General features: G+C 58.9%; 27 protein-coding genes. 9 read left to right on the top strand and 18 right to left on the bottom strand.

The features are described from left to right. From GGE33_RS07505 to ccoN, 3 genes are read right to left on the bottom strand one after another with little or no spacing between them, the layout of a single operon-like run. Entirely contained in the window at positions 1-153 is a 153-nt protein-coding gene (locus tag GGE33_RS07505) for a cbb3-type cytochrome c oxidase subunit 3 (protein ID WP_148146476.1), read from the bottom strand. Between the two features lie 12 nt (positions 154-165). After that, entirely contained in the window at positions 166-897 is a 732-nt protein-coding gene (ccoO, locus tag GGE33_RS07510; RefSeq protein WP_183821796.1) for a cytochrome-c oxidase, cbb3-type subunit II, read from the bottom strand. A gap of 12 nt (positions 898-909) precedes the next feature. Beyond that, the gene (ccoN, locus tag GGE33_RS07515) at positions 910-2,532 is read right to left on the bottom strand and encodes a cytochrome-c oxidase, cbb3-type subunit I (protein ID WP_183686914.1); all 1,623 of its coding nucleotides are present in this window, start codon (positions 2,530-2,532) and stop codon (positions 910-912) included. 207 nt (positions 2,533-2,739) lie between these two features. Here ccoN and GGE33_RS07520 point away from each other — a divergent pair, with 207 nt between their 5' ends. Further along, positions 2,740-3,246 (top strand): hemerythrin domain-containing protein, encoded by a 507-nt coding sequence (locus GGE33_RS07520; protein WP_246435748.1) that lies wholly within the window; start codon positions 2,740-2,742, stop codon positions 3,244-3,246. Positions 3,247-3,253: 7 nt separating this feature from the next. Here GGE33_RS07520 and GGE33_RS07525 read toward each other — a convergent pair whose 3' ends face one another. The 8 genes from GGE33_RS07525 to hemN all read right to left on the bottom strand — a co-directional run bounded on the left by GGE33_RS07525 (position 3,254) and on the right by hemN (position 11,159). After that, positions 3,254-3,964, bottom strand: coding sequence for a PAS domain-containing protein (locus tag GGE33_RS07525; RefSeq protein ID WP_183821798.1), 711 nt, complete (start codon positions 3,962-3,964; stop codon positions 3,254-3,256). A gap of 154 nt (positions 3,965-4,118) precedes the next feature. Beyond that, positions 4,119-5,054, bottom strand: a complete 936-nt coding sequence (locus GGE33_RS07530; protein ID WP_183821800.1) for a lipid A biosynthesis lauroyl acyltransferase — start codon at positions 5,052-5,054, stop codon at positions 4,119-4,121. A 6-nt stretch (positions 5,055-5,060) separates the two neighbouring features. Further along, complete coding sequence (locus tag GGE33_RS07535) at positions 5,061-6,089, bottom strand: zinc-binding dehydrogenase (protein ID WP_148146471.1); 1,029 nt, start codon at positions 6,087-6,089, stop codon at positions 5,061-5,063. A gap of 163 nt (positions 6,090-6,252) precedes the next feature. Next, entirely contained in the window at positions 6,253-7,539 is a 1,287-nt protein-coding gene (locus GGE33_RS07540; RefSeq protein ID WP_183821802.1) for a beta-ketoacyl-ACP synthase, read from the bottom strand. Between the two features lie 11 nt (positions 7,540-7,550). Next, positions 7,551-8,750 (bottom strand): beta-ketoacyl-ACP synthase, encoded by a 1,200-nt coding sequence (locus GGE33_RS07545; protein WP_183821805.1) that lies wholly within the window; start codon positions 8,748-8,750, stop codon positions 7,551-7,553. A 137-nt stretch (positions 8,751-8,887) separates the two neighbouring features. Then, complete coding sequence (locus GGE33_RS07550; RefSeq protein ID WP_148146468.1) at positions 8,888-9,361, bottom strand: 3-hydroxyacyl-ACP dehydratase FabZ family protein; 474 nt, start codon at positions 9,359-9,361, stop codon at positions 8,888-8,890. A gap of 18 nt (positions 9,362-9,379) precedes the next feature. Continuing rightward, on the bottom strand, positions 9,380-9,664 hold the full coding sequence (locus tag GGE33_RS07555) for an acyl carrier protein (protein ID WP_092662234.1): 285 nt from the start codon (positions 9,662-9,664) through the stop codon (positions 9,380-9,382). Between the two features lie 145 nt (positions 9,665-9,809). After that, complete coding sequence (gene hemN / locus GGE33_RS07560; RefSeq protein ID WP_183821807.1) at positions 9,810-11,159, bottom strand: oxygen-independent coproporphyrinogen III oxidase; 1,350 nt, start codon at positions 11,157-11,159, stop codon at positions 9,810-9,812. A gap of 233 nt (positions 11,160-11,392) precedes the next feature. Here hemN and GGE33_RS07565 point away from each other — a divergent pair, with 233 nt between their 5' ends. Further along, positions 11,393-12,118, top strand: coding sequence for a Crp/Fnr family transcriptional regulator (locus tag GGE33_RS07565; protein WP_148146466.1), 726 nt, complete (start codon positions 11,393-11,395; stop codon positions 12,116-12,118). A gap of 19 nt (positions 12,119-12,137) precedes the next feature. On the opposite strand, the gene GGE33_RS07570 is transcribed toward GGE33_RS07565, so the two are convergent. After that, on the bottom strand, positions 12,138-13,103 hold the full coding sequence (locus GGE33_RS07570) for a nucleoside hydrolase (RefSeq protein ID WP_183821809.1): 966 nt from the start codon (positions 13,101-13,103) through the stop codon (positions 12,138-12,140). A 129-nt stretch (positions 13,104-13,232) separates the two neighbouring features. Here GGE33_RS07570 and GGE33_RS07575 point away from each other — a divergent pair, with 129 nt between their 5' ends. Further along, complete coding sequence (locus GGE33_RS07575) at positions 13,233-14,069, top strand: TSUP family transporter (RefSeq protein WP_183821811.1); 837 nt, start codon at positions 13,233-13,235, stop codon at positions 14,067-14,069. Between the two features lie 8 nt (positions 14,070-14,077). Here GGE33_RS07575 and cobU read toward each other — a convergent pair whose 3' ends face one another. Beyond that, positions 14,078-14,599 carry a bifunctional adenosylcobinamide kinase/adenosylcobinamide-phosphate guanylyltransferase gene (cobU, locus tag GGE33_RS07580; protein ID WP_183821813.1) on the bottom strand — a complete coding sequence of 174 codons (522 nt, stop codon included), beginning with the start codon at positions 14,597-14,599 and terminating at the stop codon, positions 14,078-14,080. Between the two features lie 302 nt (positions 14,600-14,901). On the opposite strand from cobU, the gene GGE33_RS07585 reads away from it, so the two are divergent. From GGE33_RS07585 to GGE33_RS07610, 6 genes are all read left to right on the top strand, one after another. Continuing rightward, positions 14,902-15,045: a hypothetical protein gene (locus tag GGE33_RS07585; protein WP_183821815.1), complete on the top strand. Its 144-nt coding sequence runs from the start codon at positions 14,902-14,904 to the stop codon at positions 15,043-15,045. A 735-nt stretch (positions 15,046-15,780) separates the two neighbouring features. Continuing rightward, positions 15,781-16,776 carry an ABC transporter substrate-binding protein gene (locus tag GGE33_RS07590; protein WP_183821817.1) on the top strand — a complete coding sequence of 332 codons (996 nt, stop codon included), beginning with the start codon at positions 15,781-15,783 and terminating at the stop codon, positions 16,774-16,776. Positions 16,777-16,962: 186 nt separating this feature from the next. Continuing rightward, on the top strand, positions 16,963-17,871 hold the full coding sequence (locus tag GGE33_RS07595) for an ABC transporter permease (RefSeq protein ID WP_183821819.1): 909 nt from the start codon (positions 16,963-16,965) through the stop codon (positions 17,869-17,871). Beyond that, complete coding sequence (locus tag GGE33_RS07600) at positions 17,864-18,916, top strand: quaternary amine ABC transporter ATP-binding protein (RefSeq protein WP_183821821.1); 1,053 nt, start codon at positions 17,864-17,866, stop codon at positions 18,914-18,916. The genes GGE33_RS07595 and GGE33_RS07600 overlap by 8 nt, the downstream gene beginning before the upstream one ends. Positions 18,917-19,018: 102 nt before the next feature. Further along, positions 19,019-20,032, top strand: coding sequence for a betaine--homocysteine S-methyltransferase (gene bmt / locus GGE33_RS07605; protein ID WP_183822438.1), 1,014 nt, complete (start codon positions 19,019-19,021; stop codon positions 20,030-20,032). Between the two features lie 19 nt (positions 20,033-20,051). Continuing rightward, positions 20,052-20,402, top strand: a complete 351-nt coding sequence (locus GGE33_RS07610; RefSeq protein WP_183821823.1) for a hypothetical protein — start codon at positions 20,052-20,054, stop codon at positions 20,400-20,402. A 118-nt stretch (positions 20,403-20,520) separates the two neighbouring features. Here the strand turns inward: GGE33_RS07610 and GGE33_RS07615 are convergent, their stop codons facing one another. From GGE33_RS07615 to GGE33_RS07635, 5 genes are all read right to left on the bottom strand, one after another. Beyond that, entirely contained in the window at positions 20,521-22,530 is a 2,010-nt protein-coding gene (locus GGE33_RS07615) for a vWA domain-containing protein (protein ID WP_183821824.1), read from the bottom strand. Positions 22,531-22,532: 2 nt separating this feature from the next. Then, positions 22,533-23,060, bottom strand: a complete 528-nt coding sequence (locus GGE33_RS07620; protein WP_183821825.1) for a sigma-70 family RNA polymerase sigma factor — start codon at positions 23,058-23,060, stop codon at positions 22,533-22,535. Between the two features lie 166 nt (positions 23,061-23,226). Then, positions 23,227-23,592: a hypothetical protein gene (locus tag GGE33_RS07625; RefSeq protein ID WP_183822440.1), complete on the bottom strand. Its 366-nt coding sequence runs from the start codon at positions 23,590-23,592 to the stop codon at positions 23,227-23,229. A 113-nt stretch (positions 23,593-23,705) separates the two neighbouring features. Next, on the bottom strand, positions 23,706-24,401 hold the full coding sequence (locus GGE33_RS07630; RefSeq protein WP_183821826.1) for a 4Fe-4S dicluster domain-containing protein: 696 nt from the start codon (positions 24,399-24,401) through the stop codon (positions 23,706-23,708). A gap of 109 nt (positions 24,402-24,510) precedes the next feature. Then, the gene (locus GGE33_RS07635) at positions 24,511-26,085 is read right to left on the bottom strand and encodes a trimethylamine methyltransferase family protein (RefSeq protein WP_183822442.1); all 1,575 of its coding nucleotides are present in this window, start codon (positions 26,083-26,085) and stop codon (positions 24,511-24,513) included. Positions 26,086-26,306 lie beyond the last annotated feature (221 nt).

Here is a 26,306-nt window from a genome sequence, read left to right on the forward strand (position 1 = left end):
TTAGTCCTCCTTCAGAGGGATCTGGGCGGCATCGTCTGCATGAGACTTCGAGCCCGGGCGCAAAGTGAACAGGATGACGCCGGCGAAGAACAGGGTCATGGCGAGCAGCCCCCAACTGTCGGCGAATTGGCGGAGTGCGGTATAGGTTTCCATATCGCGCCCTCCTCAGCGGTAACCGGTTGTGTCGTCATAGGTCGAGAAATCGACCAGTGTGCCGAGCATCTGCAGATAGGCGACCAGCGCATCCATTTCGGTCAATTTGGTCGGATCGCCGTCAAAATCGCCGACCTTTGCCTTCGGATACCGTGCCAGCAAAGCGCTGGTATCGGCATTCGGATCGGCCTGCGCCTTCAGATCGGCATTCGCCTCTGAAATCATCTCGTCGGTATAAGGAACGCCGACGATGCGGTTTGCCTTCAGATCCATGGAGACATCGGTTACTTCGAGCGTATTTTCCTTGAGGAAGGAATAGCTCGGCATCACCGATTCCGGCACGACGTCGCGCGGTTCAATGAGATGCTGTACGTGCCACTCGTTCGAGTAACGATCGCCGACGCGTGCCAGATCCGGTCCGGTTCGCTTCGAGCCCCACTGGAACGGATGGTCGTACATCGATTCCGCCGCAAGGCTGTAATGACCGTACCGCTCCACCTCGTCGCGGAACGGGCGGATCATCTGGCTATGACAGACGTAGCAGCCCTCGCGGATGTAGATGTTGCGGCCGGCGAGCTCCAGCGGCGTATAGGGCCGCATCCCGTCGACTTTCTCGATGGTGTTTTCGAGATAGAAGAGCGGTGCGATTTCCACGATACCGCCGATTGAGACGACAAGTAGTGAGCCGACGAGAAGGAGCGTGGCATTTCGCTCGATGAATTTGTGTTTATCGAGAAGAGACATGCTGTCAGCTCCTTATTCGGCCGGCTGCAGACCGGCGGGGGCGACACCGGGGGTGCGTTCCTGCCGTTCGTGACCGAGAATTGTCATTGTGACGTTGAATGCCATGAGCAGTGCGCCGGCGAGGAACATGAGGCCACCGAGGGCGCGCAGCAGGTAATAGGGGAACATGGCCGCGACAGTTTCCGCGAAGGAATAGACGAGGAAGCCCTGGTCATCATACTCGCGCCACATCAGGCCCTGCTGGATACCGGCAACCCACATGACGGCGGCATAGAGAACGATGCCGAGCGTTGCGAGCCAGAAGTGCCAGTTGACCAGCTGCAGGCTGTAGAGCCGCTTGCGGTTCCATAGTTTTGGCACGAGGAAATAGACCGCGCCGAAGGTGATCATGCCGTTCCAGCCGAGTGCGCCGGAGTGGACGTGACCAATGGTCCAGTCGGTATAGTGGCTGAGCGAGTTAACGGCCTTGACCGACATCATCGGGCCTTCGAAGGTCGCCATGCCGTAAAAGGCGACGGCCATGACCATCATGCGGACGATCGGGTCAGTACGAATACGGTCCCAAGCGCCGGAAAGCGTCATCAGACCGTTAATCATGCCACCCCAGGACGGCATCCACAACATGATGGAGAAGACCATGCCGAGCGTCTGCGCCCAGTCGGGCAACGCTGTGTAATGCAGGTGGTGCGGGCCTGCCCAGATATACATGAAGATCAGGGCCCAGAAGTGGATGATCGACAGGCGGTAGGAATAGACCGGACGGTTCACCTGCTTCGGGATAAAGTAGTACATCATGCCGAGGAAGCCGGCCGTCAGGAAGAAGCCGACCGCGTTATGGCCGTACCACCACTGGGTCAGGGCATCCTGCACGCCGGAGAAGGCCGAATAGCTCTTGATGCCCAGGAAAGAGACCGGCATCGCCAGATTGTTGACGATGTGCAGCATGGCAATCGTGACGATAAAGGCCAGATAGAACCAGTTCGCCACATAGATATGCGGCTCCTTGCGCATGAAGATCGTGCCGAGGAAGACGACGAGATAGGCGACCCAGACGATGGTCAGCCAGATATCGACATACCATTCCGGCTCCGCATATTCCTTGCCCTGGGTGATACCGAGCAGATAGCCGGTTGCCGCCATGACGATGAAAAGCTGGTAGCCCCAGAACACGAACCATCCGAGATTGCCGCCAAACAGGCGGGCCCGACAGGTGCGCTGGACAACGTAGAATGATGTGGCGATCAGAGCGTTGCCGCCGAAGGCAAAGATGACGGCTGAAGTATGCAGCGGGCGCGTGCGACCGAAATTGAGCCATGGCTCAATGTTCAGATCAGGAAAAGCCAGTTGCAGGGCAACGACAACGCCGACCAGGAAGCCGACGACACCCCAGAAAACAGTGGCGATCGTGCCGTATTTGATGACTTCGTCGAAATATTCCGACTTTGCCGGGACGGCTCGTGGTGCACCTGCGGGTGCGAAAGAGACGCGGCGCAGCATGACGATGCTGCTGATGCCGAGTGTCAGGAACAGCACCCACATATGGGCGGCAAACAGACTGTCATGCGCGTAAGCCGCGCCAAGCAGCGCCAGGAATGTCCCGATTACCAGCGCTGCAGTTTCCAAAGGGTAGTTCATTGTTGGTATCCCCCAACGGCGTGATTGGCCGTCGCGAGGGTGGCTAAACAACGATTCCGAACGAATCCCCCCTGCCACTTTCCGTCGCGACCACCGCGACAGATGGCAGCAGGCCACGTCAAATGCCTTGATTTGAATCAACGCAAGTAAGCCGGGCATGATGGAACTTTGCGCGATCAACGGTCATGCAGCTTCCGGAGGTCAGACTTGAGACACGATATCGATCTGACGAATGCAGTTCTGTCTGCTCAGCCCGTCCGACAATACGATCAGGACGTCATCATGTCGTGGATCCGGCAGGCGCATGGGGAACAACTCGCGCTTTGCGTCGAACTTGAAGAAATCGCCGACTCGCTGCCGGCGAGCATCAACAAACAGAAGTGCATCTATGCCGCCAAGGCACTCTGTCCGCTGATCCGCAGCATCCACCATTACGAAGAGAGCGTTCTGTTTCCGCATATCGCACGACAGCACGCCCATTCCGGACCGATGCTGGCAACGCTTTCACGGCTCAAATTCGAACATCTCGAGGATGAAGGCTATGCGGAGGAACTGACGGAAGCGCTCTTGCGCCTCGGCTCAGGAGAACCTGTCAATGACGAAGCGGTGGGATATATGTTGCGCGGCTTCTTTGAGGGCGTAAGGCGGCATATCGCCTTCGAAAAGGCCTATCTGCTACACGACTACCTGCCGTTCAGCCCGATATCTGAGTAACGACCGGTCAGTCGGCACGTCGCCGCCGGCGATCTTCCTTCTCCTGCATCACCACCAACGCTCCGATCAATGTTCCCGATCTGCTTATCGGCGACATGCGGCAATGAATGACGACTGTGCGGCCCTCAAGCTTGTCAGCATAGGTCAAGGTCAGGCTCTCGCCTGCAAAACAACGATCAAGGCTGGGCTGCAGATCATGACGGAAATGATGCAGTCCGACAAATTCGGCGAAATGGCGGCCAATGAGAGTATCGCGCGGCACATCCATTCGCTGCGCATTGGTTTCGTTACTATAAAAGATGCGATAACCGGGCGCGACAACCATGACCCGTTCCGGCAGGCTATTCAGCAGCGCATCATCGAGATAACCGTCGGCGATGGCCTGCGGGATATCGACGGGCAGGGCCGGATCTTCGGTGGTTTTCGTTTTGGAAGGCAGCGACTGGTCGGTTATCAGATAACGCTCGACCAGCATCTGCAGCAGGTGGCCATTGCGCCTGACGCAGCCACCATCATCGGCTTCCTCATTCAACAGATCGAGTGCGAATCGGAACTGCACGCCAATCGCCGACTGATCGCGCCCCTGGCTTCCAAGTATAGCCTTGACGAGCGGATCAATTTCCCGGTCGATCCGAGAAACCGCATCGTCGTCTTCCTGCTCGACCGCCTGGCGAAGATCAGAATATTTCGCCCAGAACAGATCAATCAATGCCTTCAAAATCGACCCCTCTCAAAACAACGCGAGAAGTGGCGCCTTCTACTGATGCGAGCCTACCCTGCATAAGATATGATTATAATTAATCATTTCGTCTAGTGCGGCCCCAAATAATGCCCCACAAAATACCATAGGATCACAAGTTATCGAAGGCCGATCAACGCTCGACTGTTCCTTTGATGTTCCAGCGATCATGATACCACAGCCATTGTTCGGGATATTCGCGAACCCAGCTCTCAACCTTGTCGTTCAACACCTGAGCCGTACCCTGAACATCAAGGTTGCCCTTTTCATCGCGCGGCAGATCGATTCTCGGTTCGATTTCCAGGCGGAAGCGATTGTCGGGAAGGCGGATGCAGCGGGCCGGGTAGACCTCCGCATCGAACTGACGGACCAGTTTGGCCAGAAGCGGATTGGTTTTGACCGGCTGCCCGAAGAAAGAGGTCGACAGGCCCTTCTTGAATTTCTGGTCGACCAGAACCCCCACTCCGCCGCCGGCCTCGAGGCGGCGGGCAAGCGCGAAGGACGATCCCGCATGCGAGGGGACGAGACTTCCCATCCGGGCCGCACGGAAGGAAAAGACCTTGTCGGCAATGTAAGGGTTGTTCGGCGGACGGAACAGCACCATGACCTCAAGACCGAATGCCTTTCCAGCAACAGGCAGCAGTTCGAAATTGCCGGTATGCGCGGTAAAGACGATAAAAGGCCGCGGATTATCGCGTAGATCGAGGAAAATCGGTATGCCCGAAACTTCTACCCTGCCCGCTTCCGTCTTTTCCGGATCGAAATCGAAAAGCCGGTCGAGGAACACATATTCGGCAGCCATGCGCCCCATATGTCCCCAGCTGGCGACCGCGATCTCTTGGAGATCATTCTCCGACTTTTCCGGGAAGGCGTTGCGCAGATTGGTCATCATCAGCTTGTGACGCCACAGCTTCGGACCAACGAAACGCGCAATGCGATCGGCAAAACGTATGGCGGGATCCGCCGGCAATACCTTCAACAGGTTGAGCAAGCCAAAGGTCGCCTGCGCCACCAGCCACTGCCGGAAATGCATGAGCGCCAGAACGATGCGGGTGATGACCATCTTCATGGCCGATCAATCCATGCGCAGGACGATCTTGCCGAAGATCTGGCGACCTTCCATCCGCTCGAGCGCGCGGTCGATCTCGTCGAAGGTGACTTCGGTATCGATAACCGGATGAACGATGCCCTGCGCCATCTTCTGCATAGCGTCGGCCATGTTTTCCATGCGGCAGCCGAAGGAGCCGAGGAGCTTGAGCTGCTGTTGGAAGAGCATCATCAGGTTGACGTCGGTCGAGACGCCAGAAGTCGAGCCGCAGGTGACCAATCGGCCGCCGCGCTTCAGGCAGAACATCGAGGCGGCGAATGTATCCTTGCCGACATGTTCGAAGACGACATCAACGCCCTTCTTCTTCGTCAGCTTGCGCACGACGCCTTCGAAGCGGTCCGTGCGGTAGTTGATGACGTGATCGGCACCAAGCGCCTTGGCCTTTTCGATCTTATCGTCGGAACCGACCGTGGTGATCACGGTGCAGCCGATCTTCTTGGCGAGCTGGATGGCCGCCGAGCCGATGCCTGAGCCGCCGGCATGAACGAGAATGGTTTCGCCCGGCTGCAGTTTTGCATTGTCGAACAGCATGTGCTCGACCGTGCCAAAGGTGACCGGAGCAAGAGCGGCTGCAACCGCATCGACGCCCGGAGGAGCCGGCACCAGCTGGCGGGCCGGAATGTTCGCCTTTTCCTGGGCAAAACCGTCGAGGTGGAAGCCGTGGACGCCCGAGACGTGCTCGCAGAGATTGTCTCGTTTTTCGCGACAGGGCTTGCAGAGACCGCAGGTGCGGGCGCCGTAGATCGACACAAGCTGGCCGGGAAGGACGTTGGAAACGCCCGGGCCGATGGCTTCTACGACGCCGGAGGCTTCGGCGCCGATCGTCAGCGGCATCTTGCGCTTGGCGAATGCCATGCCGCGCCAGCCCCATACGTCGATGTGGTTGAGAGCAACAGCCTTGACGCGCAGCGTCACTTCACCGGGACCCGGGGCATCCGGCTCGGGAATATCGACGGCTTCAAGTTTGCGGTCATCGATCAGTTGCAGCGCGCGCATGTACTTCTTTTCCTTCCGGATGCATGAGGCGGGCGCCGACGTTCAAAAATGCGTCATGCCCGGGCATATCCCGAGCATCTGCCAACACTCAATTTCACGTATCAACGTCAATAGATCCTCGGGACAAGCCCGAGGATGACGTCCTTTTTCTGTGGCGCAGGCCTTAGACCGGTTCCAGCGTCATGACAAGGCTGGCGTTCTGGCCGCCAAAGCCGAAGGAGTTGGACAGAACCGCCTTGGGCGAGCCGTCGCGCTTCACATTCGGCACCACATCGAGCTCGATCGTCGGATCGGGATTGGTGTAGTTGATGGTCGGCGGCAGCGTGCCGGTCAGCATGGTCTGGATCGAGAATACGGCCTCCACGGCACCTGCCGCAGTCAGCGTATGGCCGATCATCGACTTGTTCGACGAAGCCGGGATGTTCTTCATGCGGTCACCGAAGACGGCGAGCATGGAGCCATATTCCATCTTGTCGTTTTCGGGCGTCGAGGTGCCATGGGCGTTGATATAACCAATACCGCTTTCATCCATACCCGCGTCTTCGAGTGCGGCGCGAATGGTGGCGATAGCCGGGCCGCCATCCGGCGAGGACCGGGTACGGTGGAAATGATCGGCCTTTTCGCCAAGACCCTTGATGATGCCGAGCACGGTTGCGCCACGCGCAAGCGCGGATTCGACCGATTCAAGTACCAGTGTCGCAGCACCTTCGGCGATGACGAAACCGTCGCGATCCTTGCTGAACGGTTTTGATGCCTTTTCCGGCGGGTCGTTTTGCGTCGACAGGGCCGAAAGCAACGAGAAGCGCACCAGCGCCTCGACGCTGACGGAGCCGTCAGTGGCGGCAACAAGCGCCCGGTCGGTGCGACCCTGGCGGATTGCCTCGACACCAAGCTGGATTGCCGTTGCGCCAGATGCACAGGCGGTCGACAGCGTTACCGGCAGACCGCGCGTGCCGAACATGTCGGCAAGGCGCTCGGAAATCGAGCCGAACTGAACGGCTTCGAGGAAGACCGGATCTGGACGTTCGCGCATGGCAGTCAAGAAGCGATCATAGGCATCGCCCTCGGTCTTCGACGGCGGCGAACGATCGGCAAGCGCAAAACGGTCATGCCATTCGGGCTCGACGGGCGGCGCGGCGAGGAAGAGCGGGCCTTCGAAATCACCCGAAAGACCAGCCTGCGCCAGCGCTTCCTTGGTCGTTTCGCGGGCGAAAGCGAAAGAACGTTCGACGGAATTGTTGGCAGGAACGGCGATAAAATCCACCGTGCCGCTGATGCGGGTCGACAGACCATCGGTCGGGAACCGTGTGATCTTGTGGATGCCCGAAGTACCGGAGGTCAGCGCCGACCAGTTATCAGCAAGCCCCTGACCGAGCGAGGTGATGACGCCCATGCCGGTAACGGCTACGAGCGGGCGGCCAAGGTGGTCGGTGAAGCGGTTGTCACTCATCGTCTACTCCTTCACGCGTTCGCCGAGAGGACGGCAACACCCTCACCGCGCGTGTAACCCACCGTTGTCACCACGGCGTGATTTGCCGGCTTGGACATCGGCTTTTCGTGGTCCGTATCAAAGACCGGGACGAGGCTCTTGCCGTCGAGCGAGAGGGCCGCAAGGACCAGGCCGAGCGGGAACTGGGCTTCCAGCGCGTGACCGGTGACACCACCGAAACCACGGATCGCAGCGCCGTCGAATTCCTTTTCCAGCACGATCTTTTCGCGGGCTGCCAGATCCACAAGGCCGCTTGCGCCGGAAAACACCACCGTGTCGTCGCGCTTGAGGCCGGAGGCGGAGGCTGCGAGACGCGACAGGCGTGTTTCCAGCTTGCCTTCGTCGCGGTTGCCGCGATCACCTTCGACCGCATCGATGACGGCATAGATATGGGCGCCGCGGCTTTCGGCACGGGCGCGGGATTCCAGCACCAGGAATGCGCCGACCGAACCGGTGATCATTCCGCCGCCATTGTCGCCCGAACGGGACCACAGAGGCTGCCATTCGCCTGTCGCATGGGCACGGATGCCTTCAACGAGAAGCAGGATATCGGCGCGCTCGGCGATGAAGGCGCCGCCGACGAGGCTGTGGCTCGACTGGCCTGCCTTGATACGATGAAACGCCGTCTCGACAGCCGAAATGCCGGCAGCCTCTTCACCCATGAAGGTGCGCGAGGAACCGGTGACCTTGTGGACGATCGAAATATTGCCGGCCATCAGATTGGAGAGCTGCGCGAGGAAGAGCGTCGGCCGCAGTTCCGTCGTCAACTTCTCGTTCAGCAGAATGTCGCGGTCGTTGCGCTTCAAGGCTTCATCGACGATCAGCGAATCGACCTTGATGTCGCGCTCACCGCCACCGGCGGCGACAATCATGTCCATCGAGGCGCATGCTTCGGCATCTTCTTTGAGACCGGCGTCATCAAGCGCCAGACCGGCGGCAAAGACGCCGAGGCGCTGCCAGTTTTCCATCTGGCGCTGGTCGCGTTTGACGATCTGGGCGGACCAGTCGATTTCCGGAAGCGGATGGACCGGATAAGGCGCGAAACGCTCGGTTTCCACGGTCGGCTTGCCGGTGGTGGCCGCAGACAGGAGCGCGACATGCGCATCCTTGCCGACGCCCTGGCCGGTGACAATGCCAATACCGGTGATCACAACATCATTGTCAGACTTCATCTCTGTCCTCTTTCGCGGACTTGCAGCTTTTGCCGCGCCTTCAAAGCAAACCGCGACCCATCAGGATCGCGGTTCAAGCTTCTGTTTCATTCCATGCCGTGGCCACAAGGCCGCCGCGCGTTTCCGCGCAACAGTCTTCACCTGCCGGCATTCATCGCAGCGACCAGACCGACTTCCTCTGCACGCTTGCGCACGATCGGCGCCAGCGGGATTTCGGAAAAGGGCATGGTGCGCAGCTTCAGCTGAGCGTCGCAGACCTTTTTGCCGCCGGACGAAATCTTCGCCTTGGTGACAGCATAGCCAGAACCTTCGTGTTCGAGATACGCTTCGATATCGAGCACGGCTTCGGGCTCGACGAAAGCGCGCATCTTGGCGCCGTCAACGGACATCAGGAACGGCATGGCGGCAAAATCGGTGGCGGCAAGCACGAGCATGCCCGACGCCTGCGCCATGGTTTCGATGAGAAGGACGCCCGGCACGAGAGGCATGCCGGGGAAGTGACCTTCGAACACGGGGCTTTTCGCCGGCACGGTAGACCGCGCCGTCAGCGTCTTTCCTTCGAGATCGAGCGTTTCCACCCGATCGATCATCTGGAAATATTCAAGCAGCATCTGGTTTACGGCAGGACCTTAGCCCTTGGCCGCCTTCAGCTCGTCGATCTTGGCGCAGAGGTTTTTCAGAACGAAATACTCTTCGGTCGAAACCTTGCCTTCATTGACTTCCTGGGTCCACTGCTCGAGCGGAATCTTGATGCCGAATTCCTTGTCGATCGCAAACACGATATCGAGGAAGTCAAGGCTATCAATGCCGAGATCGTCGATCGTGTGGCTTTCCGGGGTGATGGTTTCCCGGTCGATTTCGCTGGTTTCAGCAATGATGTCGGCAACTTTGTCGAATGTAGCAGTCACGCCCATGTCCTTTGAGAATAGGTAATTCGTAGCTCCACATAGGGAAAATGGTTCCAAATGCCAATGGCTTCGTTTTTTCGGACGCAAAATTTGCACCGAAACTGTTGCCTAAACAGCAATCGTTGACACCGCAATCATGAAGGCTTGCGACTTATACCGCAATAGAGTGCCTGCCACGCCCGCTCTCAAGATAACGATCGAAGACCGCGGCGATCGTCCGGGTAAACGGCCGCCCCTCCGGCGTAATCGTGAAGGAGGCGTTGCCGACGCGACAGATGTCATCCGGATTGCTGCGGGCAAAAGCGCGGGCCTCGGAAATCAACGCATGAGCGCCGGCCGGAAAATTGGCGAGCAAGGGCATGAAATCGAAGCCGAAATCGCACATCAGCCGCTCGATGACATAGGCGCGCATACGATCATCTTCAGACAATTCCACGCCCCGGACTGCCGCCATCCCCTCGACTTCGACCATGCGCTGATACTCGCCGGTAGCCGGCATATTCTGCACATAGCCCTGCGGCAACTGACTGATGGAAGACGCGCCGAGACCTATCAACGCATCAGCGCTATCGGTCGTGTAGCCTTGAAAGTTGCGCCGCAGCCGGCCTGTCCTTGCCGCAACAGCCATCGAATCAGACGGCTTTGCGAAATGATCGATACCGATCTCCTGGTAACCCGCTTCAATAAGAAGCCGACTGGCAAAATTGCTCTGACGGAAGCGTTCGCCGATATCCGGCAATGCGGATTCGGGTATCATCGTCTGATGTTTCTTCATCCACGGAACGTGAGCATAGCCGAAAAGCGCCACGCGATCGGGCGAGAGGGACAAGATGTCGGAAAGCGTGCGCCCGACGCCTTCCAGCGTCTGATGCGGAAGCCCGTAGAGCACATCACAATTGACCGAACCGACGCCACGTGCACGGACGGCATCAACGACGGACTTGGTCTGTTCGAAGGTCTGGATGCGATTGATCGCCTTTTGGACGGTCGGATCGAAATCCTGAACGCCGAGGCTTGCGCGCGTCAAACCAATCGCCGCCAGCGCGTCATAACGGGCTTCGTCCAGATCGTTCGGATCCATTTCGACGCTGATTTCGGCATCGGCGGCGACATTGAATGATGCCCGCAGACAGGCCATCAGATCGGTCATGTCCTCAGGCTTCAGCATTGTCGGCGATCCGCCGCCGAAATGTATGGCCGTGACCTTTGCACCTTTCGGCACTTTTGCGCCGACAGCAGCGATCTCCAAGCGGAGTGCGGCGAGATAGGTTGTTATCGGATCATAGCGGAGCGTCTGCTTGGTATGGCAGGCGCAGAACCAACAGAGCCGATCGCAATAGGGGATGTGAAGATAGAGCGACAGATTGTTGCCGGTATCCAGTTTGGACAGCCACTGCGAATAGATGTCGCAATTTACACCAGTGTGAAAATGCGGCGCAGTCGGATAGCTAGTGTATCGCGGCACAGAGCCTGAATATTTTGCAAGCAATCTTTCGCTCATCGCACACCTCTTCTCATGTGCCTCAAGAGCTACCTGCGGAATATTTTAGCGACTTTGACTTGGATCAAGCATGAGAAGGGCAACTGAACCAAGTTCGGACCATCGATCGCCGCCTGCAGCGCCGCGCCTTTCGTCAGGTGAATGAGGAGTGCTGTAGCTTTTGAGCAGTGTATCAGGTTTACGAAAATCAATTCCGATTTTCGGGCCAGGTGTGCCGGCGTGGGGGAATGGGAATGGATGCGCAGCTAAAGATTCTGGACATTCACGAGGTGCCGCTGGTGTGTCGCGCCTGCGACGCCCGTCATAGCGGTATCTGTTCGACGCTCACCCCGCTTCAACTCACAGAGCTGAACAAGCATTCGCAACGCAGAGCGGTAGAAGCTGGTACGGAGCTTATCGGCCAGGGCCAGCAGGTTCATTCCTATTCGAATATACTCAGGGGCGTCATAAAGCTTTCGAAGATCATGGCGGACGGACGCCAGCAGATCGTCGGGCTGCAATTTGCGCCGGATTTCATGGGCCGGCCGTTTCTCGGCGAAAGCCTGATGGCAGCGGAAGCGGCAACAGATGCCGAACTTTGCGTGTTGCCGCGAAAAATTCTCGAACGAATGATTTCCGAATCATCGGAACTCGGCAGCCGTCTTCACAACCAGGCACTGACGGAACTGGACGAAGCGCGGGACTGGATGCTGACGCTGGGGCGCAAATCCGCCCGCGAGAAAGTCGCAAGCCTTCTGGTTCTGGTCGCAGCACATGCCGACCCCGACCGGCTTGGTGCCTGCGCCTTCGAACTGCCGCTGTCGCGCGCGGATATCGCAGACTTTCTCGGATTGACGATCGAAACGGTCAGCCGCCAGATGACCAAGTTGCGCAAGGACGGCCTCATTCACATAGAAAACAACCGGCAGGTTTATGTGCCGGATCTCGACAAGCTGGCCGTGACCGCGGGCGGCGACTGACCGCCCGCACACACCACGATTACGGCGTACGTCCTTCGACGAGTACAGCGCGGATTGCTTCGAGTATCGCATCCGGCTGAATGCCGGTGCAAACGAGCTGGCTCGGCACGCCGTCCCAGGCGCTGCCGACATATTTGCGGCCGTGATCCGGTGCCTGGATCGTCTTTCCATCCGCAAGGCCGCCACAAACGACACGAACCGGACCGGTGCGAACTTCAAAGAGATGCGGCTCGGTGAGATAAACGCAGGCGCAGCTGTCGTGCAACGCCATGCCGTCGAGACCGACGCGCTGGCGATAAAAATCGATGTAATATTGCGACAGGTCGGAAAGGAGCCTGAGCTCCGAAGGCCCGGCCTCGACCATTTTCGCCAGATAATCCGATGACATGGTTGTTTTCAGGGTCACGTCGAGACCGATAATCGTGACTTTCCAGGATGCGGTGAAGACGACATCCGCGGCTTCGGGATCGCCGTGGATATTGGCCTCGCCCGCCGGAGTGACATTGCCGTTAACGTCGAAAGCGCCGCCCATGATCACCACGTCCTTGACGAGGGCCGCGATTTCCGGATCGGCCTTCAGGGCGAGCGCCAGGTTGGTCATGCGACCGACGGCGACCAGCGTGACATTGCCGGGATCGGCTCTCACCGTATCGATGATGAACTGCGCCGCCGAACGCTCGTCAATCGGATGGTCGACGTCCAGCGGCACGCCAATATTGCCAAGCCCGTCCTCGCCATGAACGATCGGTGCGAAATGTGCGGCATCACGGCCATCGTCAAAGGCCCGCCCCGCCCCCTTGGCGATGGGCGCTTCGATCTTCCACTGCTGATGCAGGTACTGTGCGTTTCGGGTCGTGATCTCGATCGGAGCATTGCCGAACACTGTCGTGACACCGACGAGATCTATGCCCGGATGGCGGTGCAGGTAGAGGAGTGCCATGGCATCGTCCACGCCGGGATCGGTGTCGAATATCACTTTGAGCATGCGAGCTTATCCAGTCTTTCAATCGAATGCGAAGCCGCGCACCATAACGGCATTCGGATCAGGCGCAATCCCGAGGGCATAAGGCAGAACGCCATCAAGGCAGAGAGGGCTTGTCGGACCGGCCGTTCCATGGAAGAAGGCGGCACCTTCCTGAAATTGCCCTCCTCCGAGCCTGATCCCGTGCCCGATATCGCATTCGAACTTCTGTTCCTCCTGTTTCTTGCCGCCGTTTTCGCCGGCTTCGTCGATTCGATCGCTGGCGGCGGCGGGCTGATCACCATTCCCGTCCTGCTGATCGCCGGCATACCGCCGCTGGAGGCGATCGCGACCAACAAGCTGCAAGGCCAGTTCGGCGCGGCGTCGGCAACGATTGCCTATGCGCGCAAGGGACATATCAACCTGCGTAACCAGTTGCCCATGGCGCTGATGGCAGCCGCGGGCGGCGCTGTGGGGGCAGTGCTTGCTTCGGTTGTTCCGGCTTCGGCGCTGGCCGCCGCCATCCCTTTCCTGCTGATTGCAATCGCGCTGTTCTTCGCCTTCAAGCCCAGCCTGTCGGACACGGATGGGCGGCGGCGGGTGACACCGTTCGTTTTCGGCCTGACCGCCGTGCCGATCGTCGGGCTTTATGACGGCCTGTTCGGGCCGGGCGCGGGCTCTTTCTATATGCTCGGCTTCGTGCTTCTCGCAGGCTTCGGCATGCTCAAAGCGACGGCACACACCAAGCTCATCAATTTCGGCTCGAATTTCGGCTCGTTCCTGGTCTTCGTCGCGACAGGATCGATCCTGTGGAAAGTCGGCTTGCTGATGGGGGTCGGCCAGTTTATCGGCGCGCAGATCGGTTCGGGACTGGCGATGAAAAAGGGCGCGAAGATCATCAAGCCGCTGCTGGTGCTGTCATGTCTTGTGCTGGCGACAAAGCTTCTTGCGGACCCGAACCACCCTGCCCGGCTCTGGCTCGGCTGGTGAGAGGAAGATTACCCCTTCATACGAAGGGGTAGCCCAGCGGCCACGAAGAACACTTCGTCAACCGCGGCGGCAATCTGCTGGTGCAGGCGCCCGGCGTGGTCGCGGAATTCACGCGCCATCCTGTTCTCCGGCACGATCCCTAGACCGACTTCGTTCGAGACAAAAATGATCCGGGCGTCGAGGCTGGAGAGTTCTGCGGCGAGTTCGGCGCAGCGGATCGGGATATCTTCGCCCTCCATCATCAGATTGGTGACCCAGAGCGTCAGGCAATCGACAAGCACCACGCGTCCCGGCCTGTCGATTGCGCCAAGCGTATGGGAAAGTTCGACCGGCTCTTCGTGCGTCACCCAGGATGCCCCACGATCCTCCTGATGGCGGCCAATCCGTTCGCGCATCTCGTCGTCATAGGCTCGACCGGTTGCTATATAATGGCGCTCGAGGCCTGTCGCCTCAGCCAGGCGTTCGGAAAAGGCCGATTTCCCGGAGCGGGCGCCGCCGAGCACAAGAGCTGTTTTGCCGGATAGGATCATTGAGGAAGGTCGCATAGAGGCCAGACGAAACCGGACGATTCGTAGATGTCAGAGGCGTCCGGTCCGTGTTTGGGTTTGTCTGGATTCGTATTGCACGCAGATCGTCGGACATGCGGGGCTTGAAGTCAACAGGTCCCGCAAATCCGAACCGGATCGCCGCCTGCCTGCGCATTTGGACGCACTATTCATTTTGCGACATCGCGTGACGAATTACAGAGGGGCGTCGTGGGTTTGTGAGGCGTATTGGATCGACAAAACATAAGGCGTCGCGACGAGATCGCAGCCACTGAGGAAACACCCAAATGCTCTACGTGTTCAAAAACAGCAATGGCCTGCAGATCGCCTGGAATTCCGAACCCCCCAAGGCATTCCGTCAGACGCGCCCATCGGACATCTCACGCCGCATGTCGCTGTTCGGCTTCATCAGAACATCCAATTCCGGCTGAAGCCGGCACTGCCGATATTCCGGGCTTTCCGGCACATCACGCTGACAATCGGCAGACGATGGATCACAAAGCCGCCTTGATGCCACCTAGGAGAGCATCCTTGCTGCATCACAGCTCTGAAATATCTTAGATATGATGAACTAGCCTGAGGCCTATAAAGAGGCAGCCGGTACGCATTACCAAAATTCCGGCGCCACTGGCGGAGCTCTTGTCCGCGTCACGAAACTTAGCGACACTTCCTTACCGGATGGTTATTGAGGAGTGCGAGAAGCAAACAATATTCACCGGTCACACGTTTTTTCGGTGCACCGCACTTTTTTCTGAAATTTTTTCGCGCCGCTAATCGGCTACAAAAGGTCAAATCTCGGGCGTGACTTTATCGCCATTTATGATCGCGCCGAAGTTGCGCCGATACGGACAGCGCAGATAGGCGGCAATTGATCGTTTTTAGGCCTTCCAAGCAGCACAAATCACGTTCTTCCAAGGAGTTACGAGAAACTCTCGGATAAGCAACGCTGACAGCTGCTGTTGATTTATTTGATTTAAGCCGTACGCTGCCTGCGCTGACAGAAAAATGCGCCCTATCTGTGGCTGTTGACAGGTAGCAAAAAGACGCATGGGGACAGCGACCATTGAGAGGGTGCGGCCTCGTCGCTCCCAGGCGCTTTCATCACGGATTTCGGTAACACCGGCTCCACGTATCGATTGTCAACACCAAGACTGGGAGGTCTTACGATGAAAAAACTCCTCGCTTCCACCGTCTTCGCAGCCGGTCTTTATGGGTTTGCCGGGGCAGCCTATGCCGACTGCGGCTCAGTCTCTATTGCTGAAATGAACTGGGCTTCGGCCGGCGTTGCCGCGAATGTCGACAAGATCATCCTTGAAGAAGGTTATGGCTGCAGCGTTGAACTCGTTACCGGCGACACGATGCCAACCTTTACCTCGATGAACGAGAAGTCGCAGCCCGACATGGCACCCGAGTTCTGGGTCAATGCCGTGCGCACCCCACTTGATGCGGCGGTCAAGGAAGGCAGATTGATCGAGGCCGCCGAAATCCTTGCCGATGGTGCCGTCGAAGGCTGGTGGATCCCGAAATTCCTGGCTGACGCCCATCCGGATATCAAGACCGTCGAAGAGGCGCTCAAACATCCGGAACTCTTCCCTGCCCCGGAAGATCCGTCCAAGGGCGCAGTGACCAACTGCCCATCCGGCTGGAACTGCCAGGTTTCGACGGCCAATCTATATCGCGCCCTCGGCGCCAAGGATAAAGGTTTCGATCTGGTGGATACCGGGTCGGCTGCGGGCCTCGATGGCTCGATTGCCAGCGCTTTCGAGAAAAAGACCGGCTGGCTGGGCTATTACTGGGCACCGACCGCCATTCTCGGCAAGTATGAGATGGTGAAGCTATCCTTCGATGTGCCGCACGACAAGGCAAACTGGGACGCCTGCACCGCGGTTCCGGACTGCGCCGATCCGAAGGTCAATTCCTATCCGACATCGCAGGCCTTCACAGTCGTGACCAAGCAGTTCGCCGACAAGGCGGGTGTTGCGATGGATTATATCAAGGCCCGAAAGTGGACCAATGCGACGGTCAACGGCATTCTCGCCTGGCAGACTGACAACCAGGGCACCAATGCGGACGCAGCCAAGCATTTTCTGGAGACCCAGCCGGACGTATGGACCAAGTGGGTTTCACCGGAGATCGCCGAAAAGGTGAAGGCATCGCTTTGATGCGGACAAGGGAGGCGGCGGATTGCTGCCGCCTCTCCTCCGGATGACCTCACAGAAGCGCGCAGCATAAGATCCCTTATGGGCTGCGACACGCCAAGTCGTCCGCGATGATTGCCAGCCCGAGCATGAAGCGATGCCGGGAAGCCATGCTGGCAAGATGCAAACAGGCACAACAAGGGGAAGAGCATGGCAATCTGCGAGTTCCAGCCACGAGCCTTCTGTCGGTTCCCGGCCATCAGCGACAGTTATATTCGCCAGGCACGCCAAGTCATCGATGACGGTTTTAGAGGCCTCGTGCGGGAATACGGATATATAATCGATGCGCTGAAAGCTCCGCTTCAGTGGTTCCTAAACTATCTCGAGAGGCTGTTCACCACCTCGCCCTGGACGGTCGTTCTGATCGTCATGCTGGTGGTCGTCTATTTTGGCAGCCGAAGCATCCGCATAACCGTCGGCACTGCGATCGGGATGCTGCTCATCGGCCTTGTGGGACTGTGGGAAGACACGATGACGACGCTTGCCATCGTGACCGTGTCGACATTGATTGCCATCATCATCGGCCTGCCAATCGGTATCCTGATGGCGCGATCGGAACGCGTGCAGGGCGTGATAAATCCCATTCTGGACGTGATGCAGACGATGCCCAGCTTCGTCTATCTCATCCCGGTGGTGGTTATTTTCGGGATCGGCAAGGTACCGGGACTGATCGCGGTCGTCATTTATGCCGTGCCGCCAATGATCCGCCTCACCAATCTCGGGATCAGGCTTGTCGACAAGGAGGTATTAGAGGCAGCGGATGCTTTCGGGTCTTCTCGCGGCCAGAAACTCTGGAACGTGCAGATGCCGCTGGCGCTGCCGACAATCATGGCCGGCATCAACCAGACGATCATGATGTCGCTTGCCATGGTGGTCGTCGCCTCGATGGTCGGGGTCGGAGGGCTTGGCCGCAATACGCTGCAGGCGATCAACAATCAGTTTTTCACCTACGGCTTCCTCAACGGTTTTGCGCTTGTGGCGATCGCCATCATCTTCGATCGCACCAGCCAGGCCTTCGGCATGCGGCTTCAGCGTCATTCGGAGGTGGTGCATGGCTAGTCACGGCATAGAGATAAAAGGCCTCTACAAGATCTTCGGGGCAAATGCCCGACAGCATGTGGAGGCGGTGAGGAACGGCCTTTCCAAAGCGGAACTGAATGAACGCTACGGCCATGTTCTGGGGCTGAAGGACATCAACATTTCCATGCCGGCCGGTGGCATTACCGTTGTCATGGGACTTTCCGGCTCCGGAAAATCGACGTTGATCCGTCACATCAACCGGCTGATCGAACCGACCTATGGCGAAGTCGTTTATGACGGTGTCAATGTCTGCGGCATGAACGAGCGGGACCTGCGCGAATTCCGTCGTCACAAGACGGCGATGGTATTTCAGAAATTTGCGCTTTTGCCACATCGTACAGTGATCGAGAACACCGTTTACGGGCTCGATATCCAGGGCATTTCCCGCTCGGAAAGCCTGAAGAAAGGTCAATACTGGATCGAACGCGTGGGGTTGACCGGGTTCGAGAACCATTATCCGAACCAGCTGTCGGGCGGCATGCAGCAGCGCGTCGGCCTTGCCCGTGCACTGACCAACGATGCAGACATCCTGCTGATGGACGAAGCCTATTCGGCACTCGACCCCCTGATCCGCGTCGACATGCAGACCGTTCTTCTCGACCTGCAGGCGGAACTGAAGAAGACCGTGGTTTTCATTACTCACGATCTCGACGAGGCTTTGCGGCTTGGTGACAAGATCACCATCCTGCGCGATGGCCAGGTCGTGCAGCAGGGGACCGGCCAGGAAATCGTTTTGTCACCGGCCGATGACTACATCACCGCCTTCGTCAAGGAGGTGAACCGCGGCCGGGTGATCCAGGCGAAAACGGTGATGAAGCCGTTCGACGGACTGGCGGACGGGGTGCGCATAGAGGCGACCACCACGCTCGAAGCTGCCGCCAAGGCTATGACCGAGAGTGGCCAGACAAAGGCGACGATCATCGACGAAGCAGGAGCGCCCACCGGCACGCTCGACCTGCAGACGATGATGGCAGCCATGGTGACACCCGCCGGTTCCGACACCTCCAAGATGGCGGCTGAGTGAAGACGGAAACAGAAGCGCCGGCGTCGCAGCCGGCGCATATCCTGTTGGTTGAAAGCATATAAAGAGATCCTTATGTCTTACTTTCAGCTTCAGGAGGGTGCCATGCCGACAGCCAATCCATTGACCGCGCTCATTGCAGAAAAGGGCGTTCTGCTGGCGGATGGCGCAACCGGAACCAACCTGTTTGCCGCAGGGCTCGAAGCAGGCGAAGCGCCGGAACTCTGGAACGAGGCGCATCCGGACCGGATCACCAAGCTGCATCAGGATTTCGTCGACGCTGGCGCCGACATCATTCTCACGAACACATTTGGCGGCACCCGCCACAGGTTGAAGCTGCATCATGCGCAAGACCGGGTGTTTGAACTCAACAGGCGGGCAGCCGAGATCGCGCGCGCCGTGGCCGACAAGGCTGGTCGAAAGGTCATCGTTGCAGGTTCTGTCGGGCCGACCGGCGAGTTGCTGATCCCGCTCGGGGCTTTGTCCTATGAGGATGCGGTTCAGGCTTTTGCCGAACAGATGGAAGGATTGAAGGCCGGCGGTGTCGATGTCGCCTGGATCGAGACCATGTCGGCGGCGGACGAGATCCGTGCCGCGGCAGAAGCGGCGGTGAAAGTCGGCCTGCCGTACACCTATACCGGATCGTTCGACACGGCCGGCAAAACGATGATGGGGCTTAATCCCAAGGATATCCATGGTGTTGCCGCCGATGTCGGCAGCGGGCCGGAAGCAGTCGGCGCAAATTGCGGCGTCGGTGCGTCCGACATTCTTTCCTCGCTTCTCGACATGACCGATGCCAACCCGGATGCAATCACCATCGTCAAGGGCAATTGCGGCATTCCGGAGTTTCGCGGTTCTGAAATCCATTATTCCGGCACACCGCCGCTGATGGCGGAATATGCGCGGCTGGCGCGCGATGCGGGCGCAAAAATCATAGGCGGCTGCTGCGGTACCTCCTGCGAGCATCTTTCGGCAATGCGTGTAGCGCTGGACAATTATACGCCGCGCCCGCGCCCGACAATCGAAGAAATCGTCGACAAGATCGGCCCGCTCCGCAATAAGACGGCGAGCGAATCCGGTGGCGATTCCGGCCGGGAGCGCCGTCGTCGCCGGAGTTAAGGCAACGGGGACGAACAGAATGACCAGTGTATCGCCAATAGGCAGCCGCGAAACCGTCGCCGAAGGGCTGGCCAGCCTTTCCGAAGACAAACAGAGCTGGCTTAATCTTCTGATGGAAAATCCGGCCCAGGACGACCTGATCCTGGCTGGTCTGCATCTTTATCTCGATCAGGCTTCGGAGGCGCGTTTCCTTAATACGCTGAAGCTCGAAAAATGCGGTGAGTGGCTCGGCAACACAGCGCCGGACCGCCTGCAAATCCGTCTGTCGGAAGCAGGAAAATCCAGCCAGCATCCCGCCTATCTGGCCTTCAAGCAAGGCTTGACCCGCTCCGGTGGTCTGGAGCGGGCCTATCCCAAAGCGCCGGTCTGATCAGCGCGCTAAAGCACGTCGTGATGCTCAAGCTTCGCTTGCCGTGCTTTAGCTCTCTGTTTTTGCGCATGGCTTTATCCCGAAACCAGTGACCACTTTCGGGAGACATGCTGCAGGCCTATCGCTTTAGCGTCTCCGCGAGCCGGACCAGATCCAGGAAACCCGATCGATAACCGAACGGGTCTTCGCCGCGCGCGTTGCGGGCGATATCGAGGATCGAGCCGTAGGAATAGGCTTCAAGCGTCCCGGCGCCCCGCAATTTCTGCCCGAAGGCGGCAACTGCCGTTGCAAAGCGGACATCCTGCGGCGCCGCGTTGAAATCGCTGAAGGCATTTTCCTGTGTCACCGCGGTGGTGATGAGCCTGCTCGTGTCACCATCCGGTTGCTTGTAGCGAAGCTTGACGACGGCGAGTTCGTCGGAAGCAGGCGTTTCGGATCTTTCGGAGGACGGTTTGCCATAACGCAGCGGATCGTTGAGCACGGCCTCGCTGCCTTTCGGAGTGACCTCGTAGATCGCCGTCACCGCATGGCCAGAGCCGATATCGCCGGCATCGACGCGGTCATTGTTGAAATCCTCCCGTTGCAAGGCACGCGTCTCGTAACCGATCAGCCTGTATTCGGCGATCCGCGCGGGGTTGAACTCGACCTGGATTTTTACATCCTTGGCGATCGGGAAAAGCGTCGACCCCGCCTCCTCCACCAGCGCCTTTTGCGCCTCCGCCAGCGTGTCGATATAGGCGGCCGTGCCGTTGCCATTCTGGGCAAGCGTCTGCATCAGGCTATCGTTGAGATTGCCTTCACCGAAGCCGAGCACCGAAAGATAGATTCCATCGCGGCGGCGATCCTCGATCAGGCGCTTGAGATCGCCATCGCTCGATGCGCCAACATTGAAATCGCCATCGGTCGCCAGCATGACGCGGTTGACGCCATCCTTGATGAAGGCCCGGCGAGCCAGATCGTATGCCGCCTCGATGCCTTGCGCACCGGCGGTGGAGCCGCCCGGCTGCAGCGTGTCAATGGCGTTCAGGATTGCGTCACGTTCGCTCGCGGAAGTGGGTTCGAGCACCGTGCCTGCGGAACCGGCATAGGTAACGATCGATACCTTATCCTCGGGCCGCAGCTTGCCGAGCAAAAGACGGAAGGCGCTTTTCAACAGCGGCAGCTTGTCCGGTGCATTCATCGAGCCGGAAACATCGATCAGAAACACGAGATTGGCGGGCGGCGCGGATGACGGCGCGATATCGTAGCCTTTGATCGCGACGCTCATCAGCTGCGTGCCGGCATTCCAGGGCGTCGGCGTCATCGTGACGGTGGTGCGGAACGGCGTGTCGGCCGATTGCGGGCGCGGCCAGTCATAGGGGAAATAGTTGACCATCTCCTCGACGCGAACACTGTCGGGATCGGGCAACCTCCCCTGCATCAGCGCCCGACGGACGACCGAATAAGAGGCGGTGTCGACATCGACGGAAAAGGTCGAGACCGGGTCGGTCGCGACGCTCTTGACCGGATTTAAGTCGGCATTGGCGAAACGGTCGCCCGCCTGATGTGATTGAAACGCGGCGGGATCAGAACTTGGCGCGCTGGCTCGCGGCGCAGCACGCAGGGCCGGCGGCGCGGCGATGATGTTCTCGTAAATCGGTGCAGGCGCCGGGGCTGCATCCTGCTGAGGTTTCATTGCGGTGACGTTTCTTGCCGCGCCACCCGCAGAGTTTTCCCTGTTCAGGGTTCGTGCGACGTCATCGGCATTAAAGTCCTTTTTCTTGCCCGATGCCGATTCTGCTTCCGATTGGTATTGCACTTCGGCTGGCTGTGAGACGGAAATTCCGGTCGCGAACGGCAGATTGCCACGATTAAGTTCGAAGGTGAGATAGGCGGCAGACGGGACGAGCAGAAGCGTGGCGAGCGCCGAGCCTGCGAGATAGTGATGTCGGGTAATCATGTTATTGCTCCAGATCCGGTTGAGGATGGAGCTTTGACGGTGCCACCAGTTTGTTCCTTGGGTCTGGCTCGCGTTTTTTTCTTCCGCGTCAAAAGCCTGCATGGCGGCGGAAAGCGCACGGGTGCGTGCAGCCTCCGAAGGAGCGGGAGCTGGCGGATTGTTCCGCAATCTGTCGAATTCGTCGGTCATGGTCAGACTGCCTCCTTCCTCAGAAGGTCCTTCAATCGTTTTCGTGCCTCGTGCAGATTCCAGGACACCGTTTTTTCGGAACAACCGATCACATCGGCCGCCGCGGCGTGGCTGAGGCCTTCGGCATAAACGAGCAAAACTGCATCACGCTGCTTTTCCGGCAGGGTACGGACAGCGGCCCAGAGTGCGTCATCGCCGCTACCATCGTGCTCAGGCGGCGGCGAACTATAAAGCGGGTCGTTTGCGAGCCGTTTCTCTTCGCGACTGCGGCGAGCGGCTTGGCGCTGGTGATCGCGTACCGCATTCAGCGTCATTGTGTAGAGCCAGGTACGCAAGGAAGAGTTTCCCCGGAACCCGCGGATCGCCCGGGCAAGCCTTATGCAGACCTCCTGGGCGATATCTTCGGCGTCGCTTGCGACACCGGACCATCGCCAGGCGACCGCGTGGATGAAATCGTAATGCGTCTCGATCAGTGCCGAGAATGCATCCCGGTCACCTTCGCACGCTCTCTTGAGGATCTCGGCGCTCACGCTCGTATTATCCGCTCTCTCGTCTTCTGGAGCTTAGACGCCAGGCGAGAGAAAATCCTTGGGTGTTCAGGGAAAAAATATTCGATCGTCTTCTCGACATAAAAAGGACCGGCCCCTTTTTGTCAGGAACCGGCCCTTTTTTTTAATCTCGTGTCAGCAAGCCGTGTCAGGCTGCGACCGCGGATTCGCGCACGTCATCGAACAGGAAGTGCGCGACGACATATTTGGTCGTGTATTTAGTGCCACTGCCGGAGACGGAATCATCAGATCCGCCATCGGCCGGGTGCCAGGCGTGATAATGCGGATTGTTAGTGATCAGCGTGATCGCCTTGCCGGCAAAGCGTCCATCAAGCCGGTAACGGGCCTCGGCGAGTGGCCAGATCCGTTCGAAATCCTGCTGTGACAGACGAACCTTCAGGGCTGGTCGATTGATCGCATCAAGCTCCACACCATCTTCATTCACAGAAGCCGGAGCCTCCAGCATGACCTCCTCGGCGTTGTCCAGAATGTAGTCAAACTCGTCAGGCCACATACGTTTCATACAGTCACTCCTCCCGGCTGGTTTCATATGTCAGACATCATGAATGTAGCGCGCCTGTTGGCAGACGCAACGTCATTGAGATGCGATGGCGATTTTGACGCGGCTCAGCCCAGCGCCCGCATGTGGAATTTCAGCTGCTCCTTGGGATAGCGGTATCCTTGGCCGACCGGACAGGCATTGCGAGCAAGGCAACCGGAGACCATGCAGCCACCCTGCCCCGACGGCGTAACGAGGTGGCTGCGACAGGTCGAAACTCCGAAATCCGCCGGATCCATGCAGATGGCAGAAACGGGACAGGTGGTCAGGCACGGTTTCGTCTCGCAGACGTCGCAGGCATGTCTCCCAACGGTGACGACCTTTCCGGCATGGGACTTTCCGACCACAGCGGGAAAACCGATCGCGCCACGATAACCATGCCAAGGACCGTATTCCGGATGAATGAGGATGCCGAGCGGAGAAGGCTTCAGGCCTTCTGCGCGCATTGCCCATTGCTGGAACGGTTGCCAGGGCGGATCGGAGGGGAAATAACTTGTGCCGCCAATCTTTTCCGCCAGCGGACAAATGATCTCCTTCGACCATGTGTCGAGCGGATCGGGGCCGTTATTGCGAGTATTCCAGCGGGAGAAAGCCGGCCAGATCGAGCCGCCGGCATTGCCGAGCAGGACAACCGAGGCGGCTGGTTTTCCATCGGCCAGCAGAGGCCCCTCGCCCACGGCAAAATCTACCGTGCCGCGGATCACGATACCGCTCGGCTTAAGCGCGGCTTCAATCTCGCGACAGATGGACAAACGGCCGCTCATCGTCTCAGCGCGGCCCCTTGTATTCATAATGCGGCCGCCAGACGCTGCCCTGGATAAAATCGGCTACCTGCCGTGCGCCGCCTTGCTCCCTGGCGGCCTCGGGCTCTCTTCAAGTAAAGGCGTCGGGCATGGAATCCTTGCGATCCTTGATGAAGGCGAGAAGCGCCTCGTCGATCGCCGGGTCGAGCGGCGGGGCTTCGTAATGATCGAGCCAGGAGCGGCAGAGCGCATTAGCGCGGTCTTCGATGCGCTTGGAGCCTTCGATTTCCCACTGTTCGAAGGAATTGTTGTCGGCAAGCGGCGAGCGGTAGAAGGCGGTCTGGAAATGCGCCTGGGTGTGGGCGCAGCCAAGATAATGGCTGCCGGGTCCAACCTCGCGGATCGCATCAAGCGCTTGGCCCTCGGCCGACAGATCGACGCCTTCCGCCATTTTCTGCATCATGCCGAGTTGATCCTGGTCGATCATGAATTTCTCATAGGACGAAACAAGACCGCCTTCGAGCCAGCCTGCAGCATGGAGAACGAAATTGGTGCCGGCGAGCAGGGTCATATTAAGCGTATTGGCCGATTCGTGGGCTGCCTGGGCATCAGGCACTTTGGAAGCACAAAGCGAGCCACCGGTTCTGAACGGCAGACCGAGGCGGCGGGCAAGCTGGGCTGCCCCGTAGGAGACCAGCGAAGGTTCCGGCGTTCCGAATGTCGGGGCGCCGGACTGCATCGAGATCGACGCGGCAAAAGTGCCAAACAGGACAGGTGACCCGGGGCGGATGAGCTGGGTGGTTGCGGCACCGGCCAGAACCTCGGCCAGAATTTGGGTCAGCGTGCCGGCAACCGTGACCGGGCTCATGGCGCCCGAGAGGATGAAGGGCGAAACGACCGAAGCCTGGTTATGCCGTGCATAGACTTTCAGTGCACCGAGCATGGTGCCGTCGAAGACCATCGGCGAATTGGCGTTGATGAGGTTGAGCGTGACGCTATTGTTTTCGACAAATTCATCACCGAAGACGAGTTTCGCCATGGCGATCGTATCCTCGGCGCGTTCGGGCGCGGTGACTGACCCCATGAACGGTTTGTCGGAATATTTGATATGGCTGTAGACCATATCGAGATGACGCTTGTTGACCGGCACGTCGACCGGCTCGCAGACCGTGCCGCCGGACGAATGCATCGACGGCGCGAGATAGGACAGTTTGACGAAATTGCGGAAATCCTCGATCGTCGCATAGCGCCTCACCCCGTCGAGATCGCGGACAAAGGGCGGGCCGTAGACGGGCGCAAAGATCGTCGCTTTTCCGCCGACATGAACATTGCGCTCCGGGTTGCGCGCATGCCAGGTAAATTCGCTCGGCGCCGTCTTCAAAAGTTCACGGCACAGGCCCTTGGGGAAATGCACGCGGCTGCCGCGCACATCGGCACCGGCCTTGGCCCAGAGTTCCAGCGCTTCCTCGTCGTCGCGGAACTCGATGCCGATCTCTTCGAGGATCGTGTCGGCATTACGCTCGATCAGTTCCAGCCCCTCTTCGTCGAGGACTTCGTAAACGCCGATCCTGCGGGTGATATAGGGCAAGGATGCGCCGGGGCCGCCGCCGGTGCGGGCCGCGCGCCTGCCGGCTGCTCCCCGCTCGCCCCGACCGCGCCGTCCAGAACCGCCACCCGCGTCCGCCTGCTGGCTGATATCGTCCATGATCTTCCTCGCCTCGATCTCACCTGGTCTTTTGATGGGCATGCTAGGCCCCCGCACGGCGACGCTCCTGCCTTTATGCGTCACGCGCTTGTGCGAGACAGACATTCTATCATGCGCCGCCGAGTGTCGCTTTCCGACGTGCGACGTCGCTTACGAAAGAAAACGCGAAACAAAATACGGTTAGACATAGTTGCGGGTATCGTTACGATCTGGGCGATCCG

Source organism: Aliirhizobium cellulosilyticum, assembly GCF_014198105.1.
Lineage (GTDB): Bacteria > Pseudomonadota > Alphaproteobacteria > Rhizobiales > Rhizobiaceae > Neorhizobium > Neorhizobium cellulosilyticum.

Excerpts from the sequence above, each read along its gene's own strand:
- GGE33_RS07505 (WP_148146476.1), bottom strand. The coding sequence starts at position 153 with ATGGAAACCTATACCGCACTCCGCCAATTCGCCGACAGTTGGGGGCTG.
- ccoO (WP_183821796.1), bottom strand. The coding sequence starts at position 897 with ATGTCTCTTCTCGATAAACACAAATTCATCGAGCGAAATGCCACGCTC.
- ccoN (WP_183686914.1), bottom strand. The coding sequence starts at position 2,532 with ATGAACTACCCTTTGGAAACTGCAGCGCTGGTAATCGGGACATTCCTG.
- GGE33_RS07530 (WP_183821800.1), bottom strand. The coding sequence starts at position 5,054 with ATGAAGATGGTCATCACCCGCATCGTTCTGGCGCTCATGCATTTCCGG.
- GGE33_RS07535 (WP_148146471.1), bottom strand. The coding sequence starts at position 6,089 with ATGCGCGCGCTGCAACTGATCGATGACCGCAAACTTGAAGCCGTCGAT.
- GGE33_RS07540 (WP_183821802.1), bottom strand. The coding sequence starts at position 7,539 with ATGAGTGACAACCGCTTCACCGACCACCTTGGCCGCCCGCTCGTAGCC.
- GGE33_RS07545 (WP_183821805.1), bottom strand. The coding sequence starts at position 8,750 with ATGAAGTCTGACAATGATGTTGTGATCACCGGTATTGGCATTGTCACC.
- GGE33_RS07550 (WP_148146468.1), bottom strand. The coding sequence starts at position 9,361 with ATGCTGCTTGAATATTTCCAGATGATCGATCGGGTGGAAACGCTCGAT.
- GGE33_RS07555 (WP_092662234.1), bottom strand. The coding sequence starts at position 9,664 with ATGGGCGTGACTGCTACATTCGACAAAGTTGCCGACATCATTGCTGAA.
- hemN (WP_183821807.1), bottom strand. The coding sequence starts at position 11,159 with ATGAGCGAAAGATTGCTTGCAAAATATTCAGGCTCTGTGCCGCGATAC.
- GGE33_RS07565 (WP_148146466.1), top strand. The coding sequence starts at position 11,393 with ATGGATGCGCAGCTAAAGATTCTGGACATTCACGAGGTGCCGCTGGTG.
- GGE33_RS07570 (WP_183821809.1), bottom strand. The coding sequence starts at position 13,103 with ATGCTCAAAGTGATATTCGACACCGATCCCGGCGTGGACGATGCCATG.
- GGE33_RS07575 (WP_183821811.1), top strand. The coding sequence starts at position 13,233 with ATGGAAGAAGGCGGCACCTTCCTGAAATTGCCCTCCTCCGAGCCTGAT.
- cobU (WP_183821813.1), bottom strand. The coding sequence starts at position 14,599 with ATGATCCTATCCGGCAAAACAGCTCTTGTGCTCGGCGGCGCCCGCTCC.
- GGE33_RS07585 (WP_183821815.1), top strand. The coding sequence starts at position 14,902 with ATGCTCTACGTGTTCAAAAACAGCAATGGCCTGCAGATCGCCTGGAAT.
- GGE33_RS07590 (WP_183821817.1), top strand. The coding sequence starts at position 15,781 with ATGAAAAAACTCCTCGCTTCCACCGTCTTCGCAGCCGGTCTTTATGGG.
- GGE33_RS07595 (WP_183821819.1), top strand. The coding sequence starts at position 16,963 with ATGGCAATCTGCGAGTTCCAGCCACGAGCCTTCTGTCGGTTCCCGGCC.
- GGE33_RS07600 (WP_183821821.1), top strand. The coding sequence starts at position 17,864 with ATGGCTAGTCACGGCATAGAGATAAAAGGCCTCTACAAGATCTTCGGG.
- bmt (WP_183822438.1), top strand. The coding sequence starts at position 19,019 with ATGCCGACAGCCAATCCATTGACCGCGCTCATTGCAGAAAAGGGCGTT.
- GGE33_RS07610 (WP_183821823.1), top strand. The coding sequence starts at position 20,052 with ATGACCAGTGTATCGCCAATAGGCAGCCGCGAAACCGTCGCCGAAGGG.
- GGE33_RS07615 (WP_183821824.1), bottom strand. The coding sequence starts at position 22,530 with ATGACCGACGAATTCGACAGATTGCGGAACAATCCGCCAGCTCCCGCT.
- GGE33_RS07625 (WP_183822440.1), bottom strand. The coding sequence starts at position 23,592 with ATGTGGCCTGACGAGTTTGACTACATTCTGGACAACGCCGAGGAGGTC.
- GGE33_RS07630 (WP_183821826.1), bottom strand. The coding sequence starts at position 24,401 with ATGAGCGGCCGTTTGTCCATCTGTCGCGAGATTGAAGCCGCGCTTAAG.
- GGE33_RS07635 (WP_183822442.1), bottom strand. The coding sequence starts at position 26,085 with ATGGACGATATCAGCCAGCAGGCGGACGCGGGTGGCGGTTCTGGACGG.